The 21520-nt window shown below is 34.5% G+C and carries 12 protein-coding genes; 3 read left to right on the top strand and 9 right to left on the bottom strand.

Annotated elements, in window-relative coordinates; genetic code table 11:
* The first annotated feature begins 3 nt into the window (after positions 1–3).
* From E0W69_RS10720 to hutF, 3 genes are read left to right on the top strand one after another with little or no spacing between them, the layout of a single operon-like run.
* Positions 4–2016: a urocanate hydratase gene (locus E0W69_RS10720; protein WP_131330057.1), complete on the top strand. Its 2013-nt coding sequence runs from the start codon at positions 4–6 to the stop codon at positions 2014–2016.
* A gap of 5 nt (positions 2017–2021) precedes the next feature.
* A complete protein-coding gene (locus E0W69_RS10715) occupies positions 2022–2822 on the top strand; it encodes an N-formylglutamate amidohydrolase (protein WP_131330056.1) in 801 nt (266 codons plus the stop codon).
* A complete protein-coding gene (hutF, locus tag E0W69_RS10710; protein ID WP_131330055.1) occupies positions 2822–4201 on the top strand; it encodes a formimidoylglutamate deiminase in 1380 nt (459 codons plus the stop codon). Before E0W69_RS10715 ends, hutF begins: the two co-directional genes overlap by 1 nt.
* 16 nt (positions 4202–4217) lie before the next feature.
* On the opposite strand, the gene E0W69_RS10705 is transcribed toward hutF, so the two are convergent.
* From E0W69_RS10705 to E0W69_RS10665, 9 genes are all read right to left on the bottom strand, one after another.
* On the bottom strand, positions 4218–5360 hold the full coding sequence (locus tag E0W69_RS10705; RefSeq protein WP_131330054.1) for a DUF3800 domain-containing protein: 1143 nt from the start codon (positions 5358–5360) through the stop codon (positions 4218–4220).
* Positions 5361–5518: 158 nt separating this feature from the next.
* A complete protein-coding gene (locus E0W69_RS10700) occupies positions 5519–7828 on the bottom strand; it encodes a S9 family peptidase (RefSeq protein ID WP_131330053.1) in 2310 nt (769 codons plus the stop codon).
* A 1-nt stretch (position 7829) separates the two neighbouring features.
* A complete protein-coding gene (locus E0W69_RS10695; protein ID WP_131330052.1) occupies positions 7830–9515 on the bottom strand; it encodes a M1 family metallopeptidase in 1686 nt (561 codons plus the stop codon).
* A 175-nt stretch (positions 9516–9690) separates the two neighbouring features.
* A complete protein-coding gene (gene galA / locus E0W69_RS10690; protein WP_225321231.1) occupies positions 9691–12105 on the bottom strand; it encodes a beta-galactosidase GalA in 2415 nt (804 codons plus the stop codon).
* 10 nt (positions 12106–12115) lie between these two features.
* The gene (locus E0W69_RS10685; RefSeq protein WP_131330051.1) at positions 12116–14668 is read right to left on the bottom strand and encodes a glycoside hydrolase 5 family protein; all 2553 of its coding nucleotides are present in this window, start codon (positions 14666–14668) and stop codon (positions 12116–12118) included.
* Between the two features lie 27 nt (positions 14669–14695).
* Complete coding sequence (locus E0W69_RS10680) at positions 14696–15718, bottom strand: glycoside hydrolase family 53 protein (protein ID WP_131330050.1); 1023 nt, start codon at positions 15716–15718, stop codon at positions 14696–14698.
* A gap of 4 nt (positions 15719–15722) precedes the next feature.
* Positions 15723–16802 carry a SusE domain-containing protein gene (locus E0W69_RS10675; RefSeq protein WP_131330049.1) on the bottom strand — a complete coding sequence of 360 codons (1080 nt, stop codon included), beginning with the start codon at positions 16800–16802 and terminating at the stop codon, positions 15723–15725.
* Positions 16803–16828: 26 nt separating this feature from the next.
* A complete protein-coding gene (locus E0W69_RS10670) occupies positions 16829–18424 on the bottom strand; it encodes a RagB/SusD family nutrient uptake outer membrane protein (RefSeq protein ID WP_131330048.1) in 1596 nt (531 codons plus the stop codon).
* Between the two features lie 18 nt (positions 18425–18442).
* On the bottom strand, positions 18443–21382 hold the full coding sequence (locus E0W69_RS10665; RefSeq protein ID WP_131330047.1) for a SusC/RagA family TonB-linked outer membrane protein: 2940 nt from the start codon (positions 21380–21382) through the stop codon (positions 18443–18445).
* Positions 21383–21520 lie beyond the last annotated feature (138 nt).

The following is a 21520-nucleotide window of genomic DNA, read 5'->3' as shown; positions in this document are numbered from 1 at the left end:
ACTATGACATTTAAAGAAGAAATATTACAAGGAATTCCATCGATATTACCTGAAATGCCCGTGTATGATCTGCACATCAATCATGCACCCAAACGTAAAGCTATCTTGACTTTGGAAGAAGAAAAATTAGCGATAAGAAATGCGTTAAGATATTTTCCTATTGAATGGCATAGTCAGTTGGCGCATGAGTTTTTATCCGAATTACATATGTATGGTCGTATTTACATGTATCGATTTCGCCCAATGTATGATATGTATGCACGTCCAATTGCGGATTACCCGGCACAAAATCAACAAGCAGCTGCAATTATGTTGATGATTCAAAATAATCTCAATCCTTTAGTAGCACAACATCCGCATGAGTTAATAACGTATGGAGGCAACGGTGCGGTGTTTCAAAACTGGGCACAATATCTTTTGACGATGCAATATTTGGCCACTATGACGGATCGTCAAACACTAAGTATGTATAGCGGGCACCCGATGGGCTTATTCCCCTCTAATCCAAGAGCACCCCGTGTAGTGGTAACAAATGGAATGATGATTCCAAATTATTCAAAACAGGATGATTGGGAACGGTACAATGCTTTAGGTGTTACCCAATATGGACAAATGACGGCGGGCTCCTATATGTATATTGGACCTCAAGGTATCGTACATGGGACGACAATTACAGTGATGAATGCTTTTCGTAAATTATTAGGTAGTAAAGAAAATCCTAAAGGTAAAGTCTTTTTAACTTCTGGTTTGGGTGGTATGAGTGGTGCTCAACCTAAAGCTGGTAATATAGTTGGCTGTATTACGGTATGTGCGGAAGTTAATCCCGACGCGGCGAAGAAAAGATTTGAACAAGGTTGGGTTAATGAATTGATTGATGATCTTCAAAGTCTGTGTAATAGAGTTAAAATTGCTATTCAAAATAAGGAAAATGTGTCTATTGCTTTTATTGGTAATATAGTTGATGTATGGGAATATTTTTATGAAAAAAATATTCCAGTTGCGGTAGGTTCTGACCAGACTTCTTTACATAATCCTTGGTCTGGCGGTTATTATCCAGTAGATGTTTCATTTGATCAAGCAAAAGAAATGATAGCAAATGATCCTGATGCATTTAAAATAGCAGTACAAAAATCCTTGGTTAGACAAGTTGCAGTCATCAATAAACATGTGGAAAGAGGGACGTATTTTTTTGATTATGGAAATGCTTTTTTATTGGAAAGTAGTCGTGCGGGGGCAGATATTCTAGACGCTTCTGGATTGAATTTTAGATATTCATCTTATGTACAAGATATTTTAGGGCCAATGTGTTTTGACTATGGTTTTGGGCCATTTCGTTGGGTCTGTACTTCTTGTGATCCGAAAGATTTACAAATTACAGATCAAATATCCTTAACTATAATGAAATCGTTGCAAACTGAAGCGCCCGAAGAAATTCAGCAACAAATGGAGGATAATATTCAGTGGATTGAGCATGCTGAACAAAATAATTTGGTTGTAGGTTCTCAAGCGCGTATACTATATGCGGACTCGAACGGACGTATTGAGATTGCGTTAGCATTTAATAAGGCTGTGGGAGATGGTATTCTTTCTGCTCCGATCGTTTTGGGTAGAGATCATCATGATGTCAGTGGCACAGATTCCCCTTATCGGGAAACAAGCAATATCTATGATGGAAGTCGGTATACGGCAGATATGGCTATTCAAAATGTGATTGGTGATAGTTTCAGAGGTGCTACATGGGTTTCCATACATAATGGTGGCGGTGTTGGTTGGGGAGAAGTTATCAATGGAGGTTTTGGGATGGTTTTAGACGGTTCTCAAGAATGTGATGAAAAAATAAAAGAAATGCTTTTTTTTGATGTAAATAACGGGATTGCGAGGCGTGCTTGGGCTAGAAATAAAGGAGCTATGCAGGCAATTAATTATGAAACAAAACAAACTCCATCTTTGAAAATAACTGATGTAAATCTAGTTTCAGAAGATATAATTGATCAATTGTTTTCAACTCAAAAATAACAAATATGGAAGTTTTTAAAATATTAAAGCCCGTTATTGCTGAAGTTCCTATAGTCATTAGTTGTCCACATGTAGGTACATATTTTCCCGAAACAATACAATCGCATTTTGAATCTAAAGCATTGTCAACTTTGGATGATACAGATTGGTTTATAGATAGACTTTATTCTTTTGCCTTGAGTGTCGGTATTCCCATGATTGTGGCGACGCATCATAGGTGGGTGATTGACCTCAATAGAGATGTAAATGATCAGCCTTTGTATACTGATGGTCGAGTAATTACGAGTGTTATGCCAACAACAGATTTTAATGGAAATAATTTATATCAATCGGACTATCATCCTGATGCAGTTGAACTAGAGTATAGAATTGAAAATTATTATCGCCCTTATCATGAAGCATTAAAAGGAATGTTAGGAAATGCAAAAAGTAAATTTGGAAAAGTTTTGCTACTCGATGCACATTCAATAAAAAAAGTAGTTCATGGAATTCAAAAAAAGCCTTTTCCTGATCTTATTTTGGGGGATAATAACGGTCAATCCTCTGATAATAAATATAGTCAAATTGCACAGCAAACATTACAGCAAAATAATGACTATAGTTTTGGCTATAATCAACCATTTAAAGGCGGGTCCATTACACGGAATTTTGGAAAACCGAAAGAAAATATTCATGCATTGCAAATAGAAATGGCTAAGACGAACTATATGGATGATAAGGAATTATATTGGAATGGAGAAAGAGCATTTAATATTCAAGTAGTGCTACAACAACTATGTTCACGATTAATTGAAAGTTTGATCTAATGAATAAGAAAACTTATTTTTTAAAAGGGATATTAACAGAAAATGGTTGGTTGGAAAATGTTGCTATTGAAGTTGATTCAATAGGCGAAATTTTATCTATCCAAAATGATATTGTTGCCCGACCCGACTATGAAATGGTAAATGGTTATGCATTGCCAGGATTTCAAAATGGGCATTCGCATGCATTTCAATACGCCATGGTTGGTTTGGCGGAATATGATGAAGGGCATACTGATAATTTTTGGACTTGGCGAAATGCTATGTATGATTTAGCCTTGACTATTTCACCAATTCAGATGGAAGCTATCGCGTCACAGTTGTACGCTGATATGTTACGCATGGGATATACGGCTGTTGCAGAGTTTCATTATGTGCATCATCAACCCAATGGGCAATTTTATGATCAAATAGATGAATTAGGGCAAGCTTTGATGCGTGCCGCAGACAAAGTGGGTATACATTTGACATTGATTCCAATACTATATCAAAAAGGGAATTTTGGTAAAAATGCGGAAGCAAAGCAGCGAAGATTTATTTGTTCGGATATTGAGGATTATTTCCGATTATTAGATGCTAGTATTCATTCCTCAAAATCTTGTGATAGGGTTGATGTCGCTGTGGGTGCTCATTCATTGCGTGCCGTAGGAAAAGAAAATTTGCAATTATTGTTGCAAACTATAGACTCTGATCGACCATTTCATATGCATATTTCTGAGCAAATAAAAGAAATCGAAGATTGCTTAGATTTTTATAAACAACGTCCTGTAGAATGGCTTTTAGATAATTTTAATGTAAATAAAAAATTCAATTTAGTTCATGCTACGCACATGACTGCTCAAGAAACGAAAAGTCTTGCAAATACTGGTGCCAACGTTGTTTTATGTCCTGCTACGGAAGGCAATTTGGGTGATGGTATTTTTAATTTTACGCAATACAATCAATCTAAAGGTTCTTGGTGTATCGGTACGGATAGTCATATCAGTATTAATCATCTGGAAGACTTGCGTTGGGTGGATAACGTGCAACGCCTAATTACGCATCAACGTATTTCTTATAGAATTCCTAATTCACCAGATAGCGGATTTAATGCAATCAAGCAAGCTTGGCAAGGTGGGCGCAGAGCTATGGGTAAAGATGTAGTACAATTTTTTAAAGTGGGTGATTATTTTGATGCGGTTATAGTTGATGCTAGTGAACCATTAATAGCTTCTACTAATTTGAAAAATATGTGTAATACTATTGTATATGGTCAGAATAGTTCTTTTATTAAAGGAACTATAACCGCTGGTAAATGGCGTGTTAAAAATGGGAGACATATTCAGTCTGATAGTATCGGACATGATTTTGTAAAAAACATAAAAGAATTAGGGTCTCGATAAATAATAATTTTAACTTTTACTCATAAATTTTTTCAATAATTTTTTTTAAATCTTTAAATTCCTCATCTTCTAAAATATCTAAGGAATTATTTGTTGCAAGTAGTATTGAGGTTCTGCATTTTTCTATCCTATCAATAATTGGAAACAGAATATTTTTTCCGTGTCGAATATACTTTCTTATTTCATTAGATGTTGAAGGAATTTTATAACCTTCTCGACTGCTTGCAATTAAAATTCCCCTGTCTCTCAAACCTCCTATAATATTTGTGAATTTTTCTTTACTTAATTTAGTTTCTCTATTTACATTTAAGTGTTTAATAAATTGATCCGAAGTTGTATATTTTTTATGATGATTGGACTGATGAAATAAAACTAATAATTTCATAAAATTCAATTGATCTAATTTGTTATCATTTGTTGCATGAGTGGTATCAATAAAGTCAAAGATTTTTCTTAAGCTGATATTTGAAATAGTATCATCAAATTCTGCATACAAATTGTTATCTGCGAAATTTTCAATTTTATATTTTTTGGGAAAATTATTAACACTAATCAGTTTACTAGAAATTATTTCATAAAATTTATAGGAGTTTGATGTTTTTTTTGTTATGTCGTATATATATCCTAATGTACCTGCGATAAAATCGGCGACCTGTATACCCAATTCATTGTGACTCTTATGAATTTGAAATTCCGCCCCTTCAAATAATGTTCTAATATGATTTTTCTCTACATATTTTTTGAAACTTTTCATGAAATCATTTCCACCGTGTTCGTCTACTTTAAGCTCGAGTTGAGGAAATGTTCTGAATAACTCTTTATAAAGTATACCATTTAGAAATTTATAAAAGGATTGCTTATATTTAAATCCTTCACTATATAATTTTTGTTTGTCTATTACAACAGCGTAAATTGAAAAATTTAGTTCCAATAATGCATTTAAGATTTTTATTCTTCTTGAATAATTTGCGCCAACTTTACTAGATTTGATTTCGCCTTTTTGAAAATATTTTTCTCTAATCTTTTCGACTTGGCTTTCGAAGGATTTCAATTCATTAAGATTGACGATGATACTTGAAATGATGAAATGACTGCCTTGGTTATTAAAATCAAATGAATTATTGCCAAATTCATCTGCAAATGCAATTACTTTATTCATGTATTAAGGTTTGGGGTATATAACTAGAATATATTCCCCTGGGAACTATATTTATAATTATATAAAGTAAACTTAATCATTTATTTTAAAATTGATTCTAAAATAAATTTGCTACCATAAAATAAACAATCCATCTCAATTGAGATGGATTGTTTATTTTATCTAATTCCTGTTTTCGGTAATGGAAAATCATCGTTATCGTTTCTATCGGGAGGCGTGACTTTCAAAAGATTTTTTACAAAAAAATCTTTTTTTCTTGCACGTCCATAAGGTCCGCCATCCGTATGGTTGGATCCTGGAATCGGAAGGAAATCAAAACTTTTACCTGCGTGAATCAAGGCATCTGCTACACGATACGTTGTTTCGGGTGGTACATTTTCATCAGCATCACCCACAATTAACATCAGAGCGCCTTTTAATTTGTGAGCGTTGGTTACATTAGATTGCTCTGCATACCAAGGACCAACTGGATAACCCATCCATTGCTCATTCCACCATTGTTTGTCTATACGATTATCATGACAACCGCATGCAGCAACTGCGGCTTTATAAAATTCTGGATGTGAAAGTAAACCTCCCATCGCATCTTGACCTCCAGCGGAAGTGCCATATAATCCAACACGAGCAGTGTCTACAAAAGGATATTTTTCTGCTAATGCTTTAATCCATAGTATTCGATCTGGGAACCCTGCATCTTGAATATTGTGCCAGCAAACATCATGGAACGTTTTACTTCTATTGGCAGTACCCATCCCATCAATCTGTACAACTATAAAACCAAGTTCTGCAATACTTTGCATTTCACTATAGGGTAAATAGTCTTTCGGTACGAAAGCGTCTTGTGGACCTGCGTAAATATTTTCTATGACAGGATATTTTGTGTTTGGATCCATATGTGATGGTTTGCATATTACACCGTAAATATCTGTTTTTCCATCGCGACCTTTGGCTACAAATGGTTCTATTAAAGATGTTCCAATTGTGACTAGTGCAGAAGTGTCTGCGATCTCCAAAGTCGTAAAATTTTTACCTGTTATAACAGATTTTAATTTACTTATTGGCGCAACATTCACACGAGAATATCTATCTATTAAATATTTTTTGTCTGGAGAAAAGCGAACTTTGTGATTTCCATTTTCTGGAGTTAGATCTAGTAATCCTGTACCATCAAATTTAATTCTACAAAAGTGAATGTTATAGGGGTCCTCAGTAGGATAGAGACCACTCGCCGAAAACCAGATTTCTCTTTTTTGGGTATCTACAGAGTCTACATCCCGAACTATCCAATTTCCTTTAGTGATTAATTGTTCTTTTTTGGTAGCTGTATTGACCAAATATAAATGTTGCCAGCCATCTTTTTCGGAAGAACGGATGATTTCTTTTGATTCTGGTAAATAATAAGAAATTAAACGATTCTCATAGATGAAAGTTTTCGTTTTTTCATCTACAATATTTGTGGTGTCACCACTATTGGTATTTACCCCAACGATTCTGAATCGTTGATGCCCACGATCCACACGCTCATAAGAAAAATATTGATTGTCTTTTTCCCAATGAATTTCTGGTGCATCGAAAAAATCTATAATATCCGTTTTTACTTTCGTTATTTTCTCTTCCTGAGGTTTGATGACAAACATCTCATAAGTTGTAAAAGGATCTCCAGGTTGTTTGTATGGATTGGACTTTAGTACTCCTCGAGTTGTGCCCGGAACGGAGCTTAAAACAAAATACACATTACTATCAATAACAGGTCTTACGTGATAAGTAATTAAAGTTTTACTATCCGGAGACCAAGCTAAACTACCATAAAAATTAGCGTCTGTACCGTTTGTAGTGTACTGTTTTTCTGTTTTTGTTAGATTGTTTAGGATGAAAATATTGCCATTTCGTATTGTTGCTGACCATTTTTTATCTGGGGAAATAGTGTCTGTTGCAAAACTACCCCAACGACTCCAACGATCTTTGAAATCTGTTTTTCCGTATGGATTCACCGGTTTTTCAAGTGGCGCTTTTCCTAATAATGTTATTTTGTTGAAATTTGGTAAGTAGGAATATTGCTGTTTATTCCAAACAAATAGTATATTATCATCCTTTTTGTTGATGAAAACCTGACTGATATCTTTTGAAGTAATTATAGTATCACTTGGTATCGAATGCAAAAGTTTATCCATGTCAAAAGCTTTTATTTTCTTACCATTTTTTGTATCAACGATAATATATTCAAAAATTTGAGGTTGGATTTCTTTCGCATACCAGCAATAACTATTGTCATTAGGATTCCAATGTACATTGATATTACTATTTAATACTTTATTTTTAGTAATACTATCCAATAAATAATTGTCTTGATAACGCTTTACTATTTGCTGATACGTTGGATAGTAAGGCTGATATTGTGCATTTGTAAGGGTTGGAATACTTGTCAATAAGGTTGCTGCAACAATAGCTTTCGATAATTTGGATTTCATTTTAGTCTTGGGTTTCTTTTACATTGATAAAATACATGTAGCTGATATCCTTTTGCGTTAAAAGATTCTTTTGCGCAGGCGTAATTTGCTTTGATTGCCATTTATCCGAAGGATATAATTTGACTACATTTTTACCATCTCTCATGGCAATTGGAAGATTAAATCCATGAATGCAACTATCATATTTGAAATGTACTTCATTTCCCGTAAAATAGTATTTCAATGTAGGGATTTGCGTTGTGTTCAGATATTGTTCAAATACTTTAGAGTAATCAAATCCTGATTTTTTATTAAAATAAGCCACAACTTGTTTACCAGTTACCACTTGATGATAATAGTCTTTTTGCAAACCTCTTAATATTTCTCTAAATAAAGTATCATTATCCAAACTATGACGGATACTATGCAACATATTGCCACCTTTAGGATACATGTCTCCTGTACCTTCCGCATTGACGTTAAATGCAGGAACAATAGTACCTTGATTGTGTATGCCACCTCTTACTCCAAATACATAGTCGTTGCCCGCTTTTTTACCCCAATGATATTCTGTATATAATGCCTCTGCATAGTTGGTAAAACTTTCATGCACCCACATATCTGCTAAGTCGTAGCTTGTTAAATTATTTCCCCACCATTCATGACCAGATTCATGTACTATTATAAAGTCACATTTCAGACCATATCCCGTATGTGAATCATCCCTTCCTCGATACCCTGGTGCATAATGATTGCCATAGCCAATATTGCTTTGGTGCTCCATACCTGTATTGTCCGTCTCCACTAATTTGTAACTATCCTCATAAAATGGATAAGGTCCAAACCAATGTTCGTAGGCCGTTAACATTTTTTCAGATTCATCAAAGAAATAGGGTTTAGCAATTTTTTCATGGTAATCTAGTGCCCAAAAACTTAAATCCAAATAACCTTTTTCACCAAGATATTTCCCCTTTAAATTGACATATTTACCAATATAAGGTATGAGACAATAGGTGCTTATTGGATTTTTGACACCCCATTTGACTGTTTTAGTACCATCATGATTATCTATTTCTGAAATCATTCTACCATTGGAAACACCTACAAGCGTGTCTGGGATAATCATAGAAAGAGAAGCTCCATTATCCGGTTCATCGCTCTGATGATCTTTACAAGGATACCAAATTGAAGCCCCCAAACCTTGACAACAAACGGTCATCCAAGGTCTACCAAGGGAATCTTTGGAAAAGGACCAGCCGCCATCCCAAGGCGGACGTACCGCAATATGAGGATTGCCACTAAAAAATATTTTGACAGCGTGACTGCTACCCATCGCTTGTACTGGCATATCTAAATACCAAACATTAGAGTCTGATGGATTATGTGTAAATGTAATCTTTTTTCTACCGTCCAAAAATGCACTATCAATATTCAAAGGTGGTTGTAGATCGATTTGCATTTTACGCGTGGTTTGTTTGCCTGATACTTTATAAGTAATCAAATTATTACCACTTGTAAATTTTTGCGTATAATCTGGTTTAATTGTCAAATCATAACGAGTAACGTCCCACCAGCTTCTTTCAGGTGTAATACTTCCACGTAAGGAATCAACATGCGAGAATGGTCCATGACCACGCGCTTGCCCAAAAGAATTGTTTGACAATAATGCTAGTAGTCCAGATATGGAGAGAAATAACCCAATTTTCATAATGTAAATAATAGTTCGGTCTCAAAATTATCAATTTACATAGAAGAAATAGTTGCAAATATTACCCCATAATGTTTATATATTGATATTAACGAAATGTTAGAACATAAAAAAGCGTTACGGTGGCAACCGCAACGCCATGAGTAAATAGCCCTTAGTATAGCTATCAGCTTCTTTATTTTTGCTCTATTTCTTGAACAAAAGTTTTGTTATTCAGTGTGATTTTTAATTTTAAATTTTCTTTTGTCTTACCAGATTTGATAATCACTTGTGCGTAACCATTGAACAAATTTCGGCTACCTTGATTGTTGATACCCACTTCAGGTGCGTGGTCACTAGGATTACCATTGCCAAAACCTACCAAAGTTCCATCGCCTTCAAGCGCAAATTTTAATGGATCTTTTGCATCCAAAACTACATTTCCATTTTTATCTTTTGCTTCGATATTGATAGCGATGACGTCCTGACCATCTGCATTTAATATTTTTTTAGATAGGGTAAAAGATAAATCTTCTGTAGGTCCGGAAGTGACGATTTTATCTTCTATTTTTTTACCATTAATTGTTGCGACGGCTTTTAATGTTCCTGGTTTGTAAGGTACATTCCATTCCAAATGACCATTTTTTGGCATAGATTTTTTACCCAAGCTTTTATTATTCAAATATAGTTCCACCACTGACGCATTACTATATACCCAGACATTGACAGGTTTGCCTTCTTGTCCCGTATAATTCCATTTTTGCCCAATATGCAAAACGGGTTCGTCTGACCACCAACTTTTATAATAGTAATAGATGTTTTTGGGGAAACCACATAGGTCCATCACGCCAAAATGACTATTGACATTTGGCCATTCAAATGGTGTTGGTTCGCCTCTATAGTCAAATCCTGTCCAAATAAATCCACCCGTCATCCATTGTTTGTCTGCTACAGTTTTCCACCAATGCTCAGCCGTACTTGCCCACCAAGGATGAATGGAATCTTGATCCAAAACGTAGGCATGTGCTGTGTCCATCTTATATTCACCGCGTGTCATCACGGTACTTCCCATCTCTGTACCAATTGTTGGTTGACTAGGATGATCATTATGATATGGAATCACCGCATCTACTCTATAGTTAAACCCACGAACTGGAATGATTTGATTCACGCCGTCAAATACATTTGCCAAATCTGCTGCGTAAGTTGATGTGCGTGTTGGATCCCATTTTTTCTGGTCTGCAATTAAAGTTTGTGCTATTCTTTTACCTGTTGAATTTGTTTGAATTGCATTTTCTTCGTTGCCTATAGACCAAAGAAATACAGACGGATGATTTCGATCTCTTTCAATCAATCTTTTGAATTGTTGGTTATATTCTAATCCACTATTTAATAATCTTTGTTCATCCAAAACTAACATACCTAAGCTATCACAAGCCTCCAATAGTTCCGGAGCAACTGCTGCATGACTCGTCCTGAGAGCATTTGATCCCATTTGTTTTAATAGTGTAACTCTATAGTATTGCAAAGCATCTGGAAGCGCAGAACCAACGCCAGCATGCTCTTGGTGGTCGTTTGTTCCTTTAACTTTTACCGATTTACCGTTTAAAAGCAATCCTTTATCGGGTGTAATTTCGATATTTCGAATGCCTATTTTAGTAGTTGTTTCATCAATAGTAGTACCATTAACAAAGATATAGGAGTGCAGTCTGTATAAATAAGGATTGTCAATATCCCAAAGATGTGCATCTTGAATAGACAATTCTTGTTTGACTATAGTTCCATTGTTATCCTCTACTTTAAAATCATTAGAGGTTGATGTTAGAATCTTGCCATCTCTAGATTTTAATTCCGTAATGATTTGGCCCGTTTGAGCCGTTGTATTCAAGTTTTTAATCGAAATTTCTACATTGATTTTGGATAAATTATTTTCCGTTTTATTATAGGTGAAATATTTATCCAAATTGATTGCTAGGTTATTTGTTTCTTCCAACCATACGTGTCTATTGATGCCAGCACCTTCATAAAACCAACCTTCAAATTGAGTGGCATCCACTCTAACTACAATTTCATTCGGTTTGTTAAAATGTAAAAAATCTGCAATTCTATAGTTCTGACCTAAATATCCCGAAAAATCACCACCTAGATAAATGCCATTTACCCAAACTTTACTATCTCTAAAGATTCCGTCAAATTGTAAAGAGAATTGTTTGCCACTATCTGCAGTATTTACGTCAAATGATTTTCTATACCACCCAATACTATTCTCAGGATATAAGCCACCGACGGGTCTATAACCATGTGCTAGTATATCTTCATTATTATTAAAAGTTATTGGTAGTGAGACCGCCCAGTCGTGTGGTAATTGGATTTTTGTCCAATCTGAATCATTGAAATTTTCATCTACTGCCGACTTTGTAATTTTACCAGTTTTAGCGAAAAGATTAGCAATGCCATAGTTAAAATCCTTTGTGGGATCATTAGCACTTCCCAGATGAAATTTCCAATCGGTATCCATATTTTTCTTAATTCTAGTTTGTGCAAGTGCATATTGACTTGTAGTTAAACCAAGTAAAATTAAGTTACTAAGTATTATATTTTTAATTTTCATTAGGCATAAATTATTTCGTTAGAGCAATTTTTTCGATACCAAATGTACAAGTATTCGCCAATTGGAGATTATCTTGTTTCAATATTTGAATTTGTACCTTTTCAATCCAGTTTTTTTCCATTTTTTGACTATGGTCGGTTTTGTACCATAATTTTTGAAAAGAGGGATAAGGTACAGGCAGAAGCAATCTATCCTTTGCCTCTAAATCAGATAATGCAATTTTTTGAGCGAAATTGCCCTTGTTTAAATGGATATTTTTTGCAAAATAATTACCGTTGGCATCAATAAGCCCGATCGTTGCAGTAAGGTCTTGATTGGCATTTCCCTTAATTTCCAAATGATTTAATTCATCCAAATCAAAACGTCTATTGGCTATTTTTGATACAAAACTATTTTCCCAACCAAAAATTACCTCATTTGCGTTAAGTGTGATTGCATAGTTTTGGATTAGATTTCCAGTATTGGTAATTGGTAATTGAAATTTCAATGTATCTGGAAATACTCTAGGATATAGATTCGGACTTGTATTAAAGAGTACTAGATCTGTAGATTTGTCTACAATTTTAATCGTACTATAATTATTATTTATTTGATCCCAATCATATGGATTTCCTATATTTTTACCTGGAAAATTCAAATAATTCCAATTTCTAACTCTACTTATTTGAATACTCATTTCTCCTGACTGCATCCATTCTTTGGGAATCTTTGCCTCATATTCTCGTGCATTTAAACGTTGCATTACATAGGAATGATAATCATCTGGAAAATGTCTAATCCAAAGTACTATAGAATCATTTGGTTGAATATTTGTCACTTGGATTTTAAAATTCCAATCTTTATTTGCAGGTAATTCTTTTGGCGTATTCCAAACTATATTTTCTGTAGTGTCTTGTACGGGCGCTACAAATTCATTAATTTTTTGATTATTCCAACTTGCATCAGTAGAGATTTTGTCCAATTCATTTTTTGACGTTGCAATTAGATACACACCAGGTGTAACCTGTGTTGTATTGCCATTTGTAGCAATTAATTTTGAATTTTCACCATCAATTTTTTTGATACAATAGTTATTAGAAAAATTGGGAAGATTCAAAGTTAATTGGTTTTCATTCCAAATAATTTGCCTTACAGATTGATGAATATTTGTTTTTCCAAATGGATCTGCTAATTGTATATAGTCCGGCATGACTTCCAAACGCCAAGTATTGTCACTAATTTTATCTAAAAAATAAGCGCCATTTCCATTATAGGTGACAATAGGAGAGTTGCCCGCGCCTGCGATGTGTACTAATTTATTTTTCGCAATCGGTGATATTTCTGTTGTATTTGTATAGATAAAATCCGTATCCGAATTATATACACTCAATTGTTGTTTGTACGAAACTAAGGTATGTCCAAATATGCTATCCTTGGGATATGTTTTATCTTCTGGATTCCAACTATCATTTCTAAATACTTTTCCTGCAATTAATAGACTCAATGCTTTGTCTGGCGTGTATGCCAAATTCATGTAATGTGTACCATATTCCGTATTTGAATTTGCCAAATTCATAGGATCATATTCAAATTGTGTCGCCCATTGAAAGCCTGCATCTTTAAAACTTTTGGCCATCATAGGATACATGATCGGTTGTAGTACATCGGCAGACTCAAATTCGTAAACAATTCGTCCTTTACCTTTGAATCCAGGTATCGTATCAAATGGGATATAATAGTGATTTACATTAGGTAAATTATTATCCAATAGTGTATGCCCAGATAGTAGTCTTGTCGGATACCATTGCATACTATAACCATTGGCTTTGGAATTTATAACTGCCTTTGCAAATTTTGGAGATTCACTAATATTATAGTAGATAGGTTTTTTACATCCAACACTTTTCATGGCCATAATCAATCTGTCAATATAGGATTGCACACTATCAATAGTGCCAGAATGATTGGGTTCATTATTTACCTCAAATGCAATGATATTCGCATCTTCAATATAGTTTTTATTCGTATAACTATTTTTATGTTTTAATAGTTGTTTAAGGTAATTTTTCTGCGCTTTGATCGCAGGTTCTTCAACTGTAACTTTCCCTTTGTCGTAAGTAGAGGAAAATCCAGCTGTTTTCGTATCTTTTTCTGGATAACCATTCCCCCAAAATGCTAATGGTGTTAAGATGATTTTTATGCCTCTTTTTTCAAATAAGGAAATTAGATAATCTAATGCATTTAGATGGTCATTTTCCAATAAATTACCTTTAAGGTCAGATATTTCAATATCAAATACATGTATACGAAATGCATTGACTCCTAAGCGATGAATATGATACACGTCTTGTTCCATCGCTTTATAAATATCATATCCCAATTTTTTTTGATTACGATATCCAAATACAAATGGTTCGGTATAGTTTACCCCCAAATAATATGCCGGCTGATCTGTAACTGTATTTTTTAAAATACCATTTTTATCCAAATAAACTTCTGACTGAGAGGTCTTTGGTGTCAATTGAGCATAACTATATTGTACACAAAAGAAAATGATACTTATAAAAGAATAAAACTTACGCACTATATATATTTGGTTTAAAGATAATTATTAATAGAATGCCTTCATCGCTATCGTTGGCATTCCCGCTTCGTTAAATGAGCCCATTAAATAGTTTTGCCAATTACCATACGCCTCAGGCTCCCAATAGAACACGCCAATACCTTTTTTGTTGGGAATATTGTCAACGTAATCTATCATTTTAGAAACAAATGATCTTGAATTGGTAGAATCTGATGCTCCCATACCCACCTCGCACAACATTACTTCCTTGTTATAACGACTAGACATATCTAACAAATTGGAATCACAAGCCACAGCCTGCCCTTGCCAACTTGAAGTACTAGGATATAAAGACATTCCAATTACATCAAAATTAGTATTATGTGCCGTAAGACTATCAAACATCCAACGATATAAAGAGTTATCATCACCATTGGCTAAGTGAATAATTACTTTGATGGAGTCGTTGATATCTTTCACCGCTTTGTAACCTGCATTAATTAAAGTTGCATAGTTGGTAAAACTTTTAGATGCTTGCCCATCAGGCCATAGCATACCATCGTTTGTTTCATTGCCGACTTGAACCCAACTAGGAACAATGCCATTATTTTTTAAATCGTTCAAAACATTATATGTGTGATAATATACAGAATCTGTTAGCTGCGCAAATGTTGCATTTTGCCATGCAGTGGGCTTTACTTGTTGAGCAGGATCGGCCCAACTATCACTATAATGAAAGTCAATTAATAATTTTAAACCCAAACTATTGGCTCTTTTTGCCTTATTGATAACATCTTGCTCTCCATTCCAGCCGCCATCAGGATTTACCCACACACGTAATCTGATTGAATTAATACCTTGATTTTTTAATATTTGAAATAAATCTGCTTGTTCACCAGTTGTGTTGTAAAATTTATAACCATTTGCTTCCATCTGAGTGACCCAACTAGGATCAGCACCTTTTGCCAGATTATTATGCGAAGATTGCAAAGATGTAGGACCTGGTACATCAAATTTTTTACAACTTGCTGCAGCTAATAAACCAATAAAAATATATCTAAATAATTTCATTTTACTATTGTTTTTCAATTGTATATGTATAGTTAGGGGCGTTGTGTAGATCCAACGTTATCTTATACGTACCTGCATTAGGTACAGAAATATTTCCTTGCTCTCCGATACCCAATTGATTGCTACTACTTAACCCTAAAAATATATTCCACGCTTGATTGGCTAAAAATTTCAAACTACCAGAATTTTTCAATGTTGTAGTTGTAATCCAAGTTGAAGTTGTAGGATCATACGTCATAGGGATAAATGTAGTCCATGTACCATCAATTGCATCTCCGACAACATACCAATTAGTAACTGTTGCACTCCATGTAAGATTATTTGTATTGGCAGTAATATATACATATCCAGCACCACTGTACCATAGGTTACCAGCAGATGCATTAGAGCTCATCGTTGTGTTCGTTGCATATCCGTATTGCGTATGATCCCAATCTTGAGCATCAGATAATTTGAAGGTATAATCTGTAACGGCACTTGGTACATATAAAAATCCTGCATAGTTGCCATCAAAGTTTTGAGATGCTATAAAAGCTTGGTCTGTAAAAGACCAGTTATTAAATGGTCCAGTAATCCATAATTTAGGATAACTTACTTCCATGTCAAAAGTATTTACAGGTATCGTTAATGTATCAGAGTATAGATCATCGATGCTAGAGGTACTACCAGCATTGGTGCCATTTTGTAACAAAGAGATTTTGACTCTTATATCAAAACTACCATTACCTGAAATTCCAAAATTTTGGTATAAAATACTATTTAAACTATACGTATTTAAGTCATAAGAGGTCGTATTGACACCCACCGTGATCTCTGCTGGATTATAAAAGCTCGTTCCTGTTTTTGCAATTTGTAATGTGTATGTTACATCTGCTTTATAATTAAAATTAGCTTCATTCCAACTAAGGCTCAGCGCCGTTTTGGTAGAATCTTCTTTTATTAAAGTAAGAGAAGTCGCAGAAGCTGTAAGTTTTACATCTACGGTAGAGGTATCAATTACCGATTTAATTTCGTCTTTTTTACAGGACGTTATGGTGATCAGTGCTACTAGGAGCAGATAAAATCTTTGAATTATTTTAGTCATTTAAAAACGATTATCGTAATTGAGTATTAATATCCTGTATTTTGAACTAATGTAGGATTGGCTATTAAATCCGTTGTAGGGATAGGGAATATATTGTATTTGCTATCCACAGATGTTCCTGTGGATGATCCACCTTTGAATGGCCATAAATAAGTGGCGGTGGTCAACATATTATATCTTACTAGATCTGTTCTTCTAATGGCTTCAAAATATAGTTCTCTACATCTTTCATCTAGTATATAGTTTAATGTCATTTGATTTGCCGTGATATTTCCCAAAGTATTTCCATAAGCTCTTTGTCTAAGAGCATTCAAATATCCTAATGCAAGAGCGTTGTCTCCGTTTGATGCACCTCTTAAAGTTGCTTCTGCATAATTCAAATAAATCTCTGCCAATCTAAATAAAGGGAAATCCGTATCCGCAAATGTTTGGGTAGGATCACTACCTGCTGCTCCTGTTGAGGTTAGATTGATGAATTTGGGTACTGCATATCCATCCGTGAAAGAGGTGATCGTGGTTATTTCTAGATTTTGTCCATCTGTATAAAATATGGCTCTTTTATCAGTTGCTCCAGAAGGGTCTCCAAATTTATTTACAAATGCTTTCGTCGCTCTCATACCGCCCCATCCGCTACCAGATGCAATACCATAAGGAGCTGTATTGTTATTCATATTTCCACCAACTTCAGAGTGAATAATAAATGTTGTATTTCCATAGGATTTAGAACGAGTTCCGTCTGCTACTAATGGGAATATCATTTCAGGTGAAGTATTGTTGTCTGCTTTGAAATTATTTGCATAGGTGTTATTCAAACTATACCAACCAGAATTGATAATTTTATTGGAATATAATACACAACTATCATATTTGTCCGTGCCTGTGTACACCGATGCATTTAAATATAGTCTGCTCAATAGTGCTAAACTAGCACCTTGGTTAGCACGACCATAGTCGGTGGCTCCTGGAGTAGGTAGTGAATCGCTTAAGTTTCTTAATTCTGATGATACATAATTGAATAAATCTGCTCTTTTAATTTGTTTAGGAAAATAAGCACCTACACCATCTGTTTCTGTTGTAAATGGTACATTTCCATATAAATCCATTGCAGTCCAATAGGCAAATGCTCTTAAAAAACGAGCTTCTAATACTCCTTGTGCAATCGTAGCTTGTTGGTCTGTTGTAAATTTGGAATAGTCATGCGCTTTTACTTCTCTAATAAATTCATTGCACGCCGCAACTTCAAAGAATATGCGATCATACATGATTCTATTATAGTATCCAGCGGCAGCCCAGCTTAAATTATGATAGGAAAGTAGATCGTTATCGTTCCATCCTATTACGGCTTCATCCGTAGGTAATTCTTGAAATTCCCATAATAAACGTAAATATACACTCGTGCCGACATCCGTGGTAGATATATCTGGATAGTCTGTGGCATCTTGGCCACTTAATGTGTAACCTGCATACAATTTTGCTAAGGCGCCAGCAACTTTGTCTGGATCGGTATAGACTACTTCTGATGTTTCCTGTACGTAAGGAAGTTGATCTAGTTTTTTAGTACATGCACTAAATAGTATGATTGAAGTAAGTGTAGCGAGTGATATCTGAATAATTCGTTTCATCGATTCGAATATTTTGAATTAAAATTGAAGATTAACACCAAGAGAATATGTACGTGGACGTGGATATGCATTGTTGTCTATACCACTATATACCTCAGGATCTAAACCTGTATATTTAGTGATTACAAATACATTTTGTACTGTTCCACTCACTGAAAGTCTAGCTTTGTGATTGAAAACATCTCCAAAATCATATCCAAGATTTACGTTGTCCATTCTTACGAATGACGCATTTTCTACATAATAATCTGAAAAATATTGGCTATTTGTAAAGCCTGTATGCAAATAGTCTCTGTTGGCATTACCAATATATCCTTGTGTATTTGAGATACTATTATAGGCGTCTCCACTAGCTTTTACATTATTATATACGTAGTTGCCAAAGTTTCCTCTAAGCGTAAATGATAGACTCCATTTATCATAATCAAAGTTGGAAGTAAATCCTAATGTAACTTTTGGATTTGGTGATTTATATCGGTAAAATAAATTACCTGAATTATTATTTACATCCGCATATACACCTTCTTCTGGTTTGCCATTCTTGTCGTATGCCTGTTTGTATACGTAGAAAGTATTTAAACTATAACCTACTGTTTGTATCTGAATTGAATTACCGCTACCTCCACTGATCGTACCGCTTAGAATACCTTGTGTAGTGCTGTCAGATACGTTGGATAATTTTAAAATTTTATTATTGTTGTAGGCAACATTGGTATTTACTGACCAGTTGAATTTGTTACCTTGAACGATTTTCGCATTCAATGCCAATTCTATACCTTTTGATTCAATATTACCGACATTAGTAAGTACATGATTACTCAAGTTAGCACCAGCAGCAGTTTGGATATCCGCTAATAGATTGCTTGTTTTTTTGTAATAAGCATCAATCGAACCAGTTAATCTATTTTTAAAGAATCCAAAGTCGATCCCCGCGTTATAAGATGCTGTAGTTTCCCATTTAATATTTGGATCATACGCTTCTGCTCTGTAGGTATAGTATCCTGTATTGCCAAATACATATTGTGCAACATTGGAACTTACGCGATATATCGGAAGATATGGGTAAAAAGACCCTACATCTTGATTCCCTGTAACACCATAACCTAATCTTAGTTTTAAATCCGATACAGCATTAACATTTTTCAAAAATGATTCTTCTTTAATTTTCCATGCTAATGCAATAGAAGGAAATGTTCCCCAACGATTATTTGGACTAAATCTAGATGTACCATCACGTCTAACTGTTGCAGTTAACAAATATTTTTCTTTAAATGTATAGTTCAATCTTCCATAGAAAGAAAGTAGTACATTTCTGCTAGAGTCAGCAATTGAAGTACTTAATACAGTACCTGCAACGTTGGTATTGTTAAATCCTGGAGCGCCACTAAAAAATTCTTGGTAAGAATAACCTCCCGTAAAATCAACATTACTTTGTATTTTATCAAAATATTTTTTATAATTTAAGTAAGCATCAAATACATAGTTTGTTTTTCTCTGTTGATATTTAGTTACAGAACCTCCTTGTTGATAGTCTAATGCTGCATATTCTGGAATGAAGGAGCTACCGTCGCTAGATGATATGTCGTAACCTCCATTTACATTCATAGTAAGTTCGGGTAAAGAGGGTAGGTGATAATCCACTTTCATATTACCAATACTCCGTCTAACCACACTTGTACTTTTGTACATAAGTAGCTGTGCTAATGGATTCTTTACAGCTTGTTGTATAGGTACACCATTACCATCTGTCCATTCATAAAATCCACCAAGTGTATTGTTGGCATACACGGGTTGTGTTGGATCCATACTCAATGCAGCGCCGATGGCTGATTCATTGGCAAATCGATTGGTCATGTAAATGCCTTTTACATTAAAATCTATATGCAATGTATTATTGAAAAATGTAGGTCTGATATTTAGATCTACAGATGTTCGTTTTAAATTACTTGTTTTAAGAATACCATCTTGCCCAGTAAAACCTACAGATAATCTGTAAGGTAACTTTTTGATTCCTCCAGAAATGCCGAGGTTGTAGACTCCTCCTAATGCTTTTTGAAAGATTTGATCTTGCCAATTAGTATTTGCCGTACCTAATAATGCTTTCTGTGCATCAGTTCCTTTTTCATTTACAATTTGACGTATTTGGTTTCCATTTAACAACTTAACCTCATTACGTTTTACTGCTTGTGATAGTACCGCATTGAAATCTACTTTTAGTCGACCAGATGTACCACTTTTAGTTGTGATGATAATAACACCATTAGAGGCCCTATTACCGTAAATCGCGGTCGCAGAGGCGTCTTTTAAAATGTTGAAGGACGCAATATCATTGGGATTGATCAAACTTAATGGGTCTGATGCACCATAAACAGAGTTATTGTCCAACGGCACTCCATCTATAACTATAAGTGGACTATTGCTTGCATTCAATGAAGTACCCCCTCTGATTCTGATCGTACTACCTGCGCCTGGCGCACCACTATTAGATGTAACTGTTACACCTGCTGCTTTACCAGCAATTAACTGGTCAGGTGTAGTAATTGACCCTTTTTGAAAGTCTTTGCTACTTACAGTAACTATAGATCCTGTCAAATCAGATTTTTTTGCAGTACCATAACCAATCACAACTACCTCAGGCATGATATTGGTAAATGGATGTAATGCTACATTTAGAGTTGTATCAGAATTGACTAAAAATGTTTGATTATCAAATCCAGATTTAGAAAAAAGTAAAGTGGAATTAGCGAGTACATTTACCTGAAATGAACCGGATGCATTTGTTTTTCCTATAACTTTATTTGTGGATTGAAGTACTATAGAAATTCCATCGGCAGAGCTAGTGTCCGCGGTAACTTGCCCCGAAACTTTTACTTTTCCTGCTTGTGCAAAAACCTGTGATTTTATCAATATTGTAAATAGTACAAAAATTGAACATTTGAACAATTGTCCTTTTCGCATTTTCTTGATTTTCAAAAGAGTGATTTTTGAAATAGATATACTATGGCAACGAACGAATTTAAAAGCGTTTTATAAAATAGTATAACTAAACTTGCATGCAAGAATACTAATGTTTGTTATTTTAAAGACTTAAATCTT

It is taken from the genome of Rhizosphaericola mali (genome assembly GCF_004337365.2).
Lineage (GTDB): Bacteria > Bacteroidota > Bacteroidia > Chitinophagales > Chitinophagaceae > Rhizosphaericola > Rhizosphaericola mali.
The sequence above is the reverse complement of the archived record's forward strand: the minus strand, read 5'-3'. Positions and strand labels throughout refer to the sequence as shown.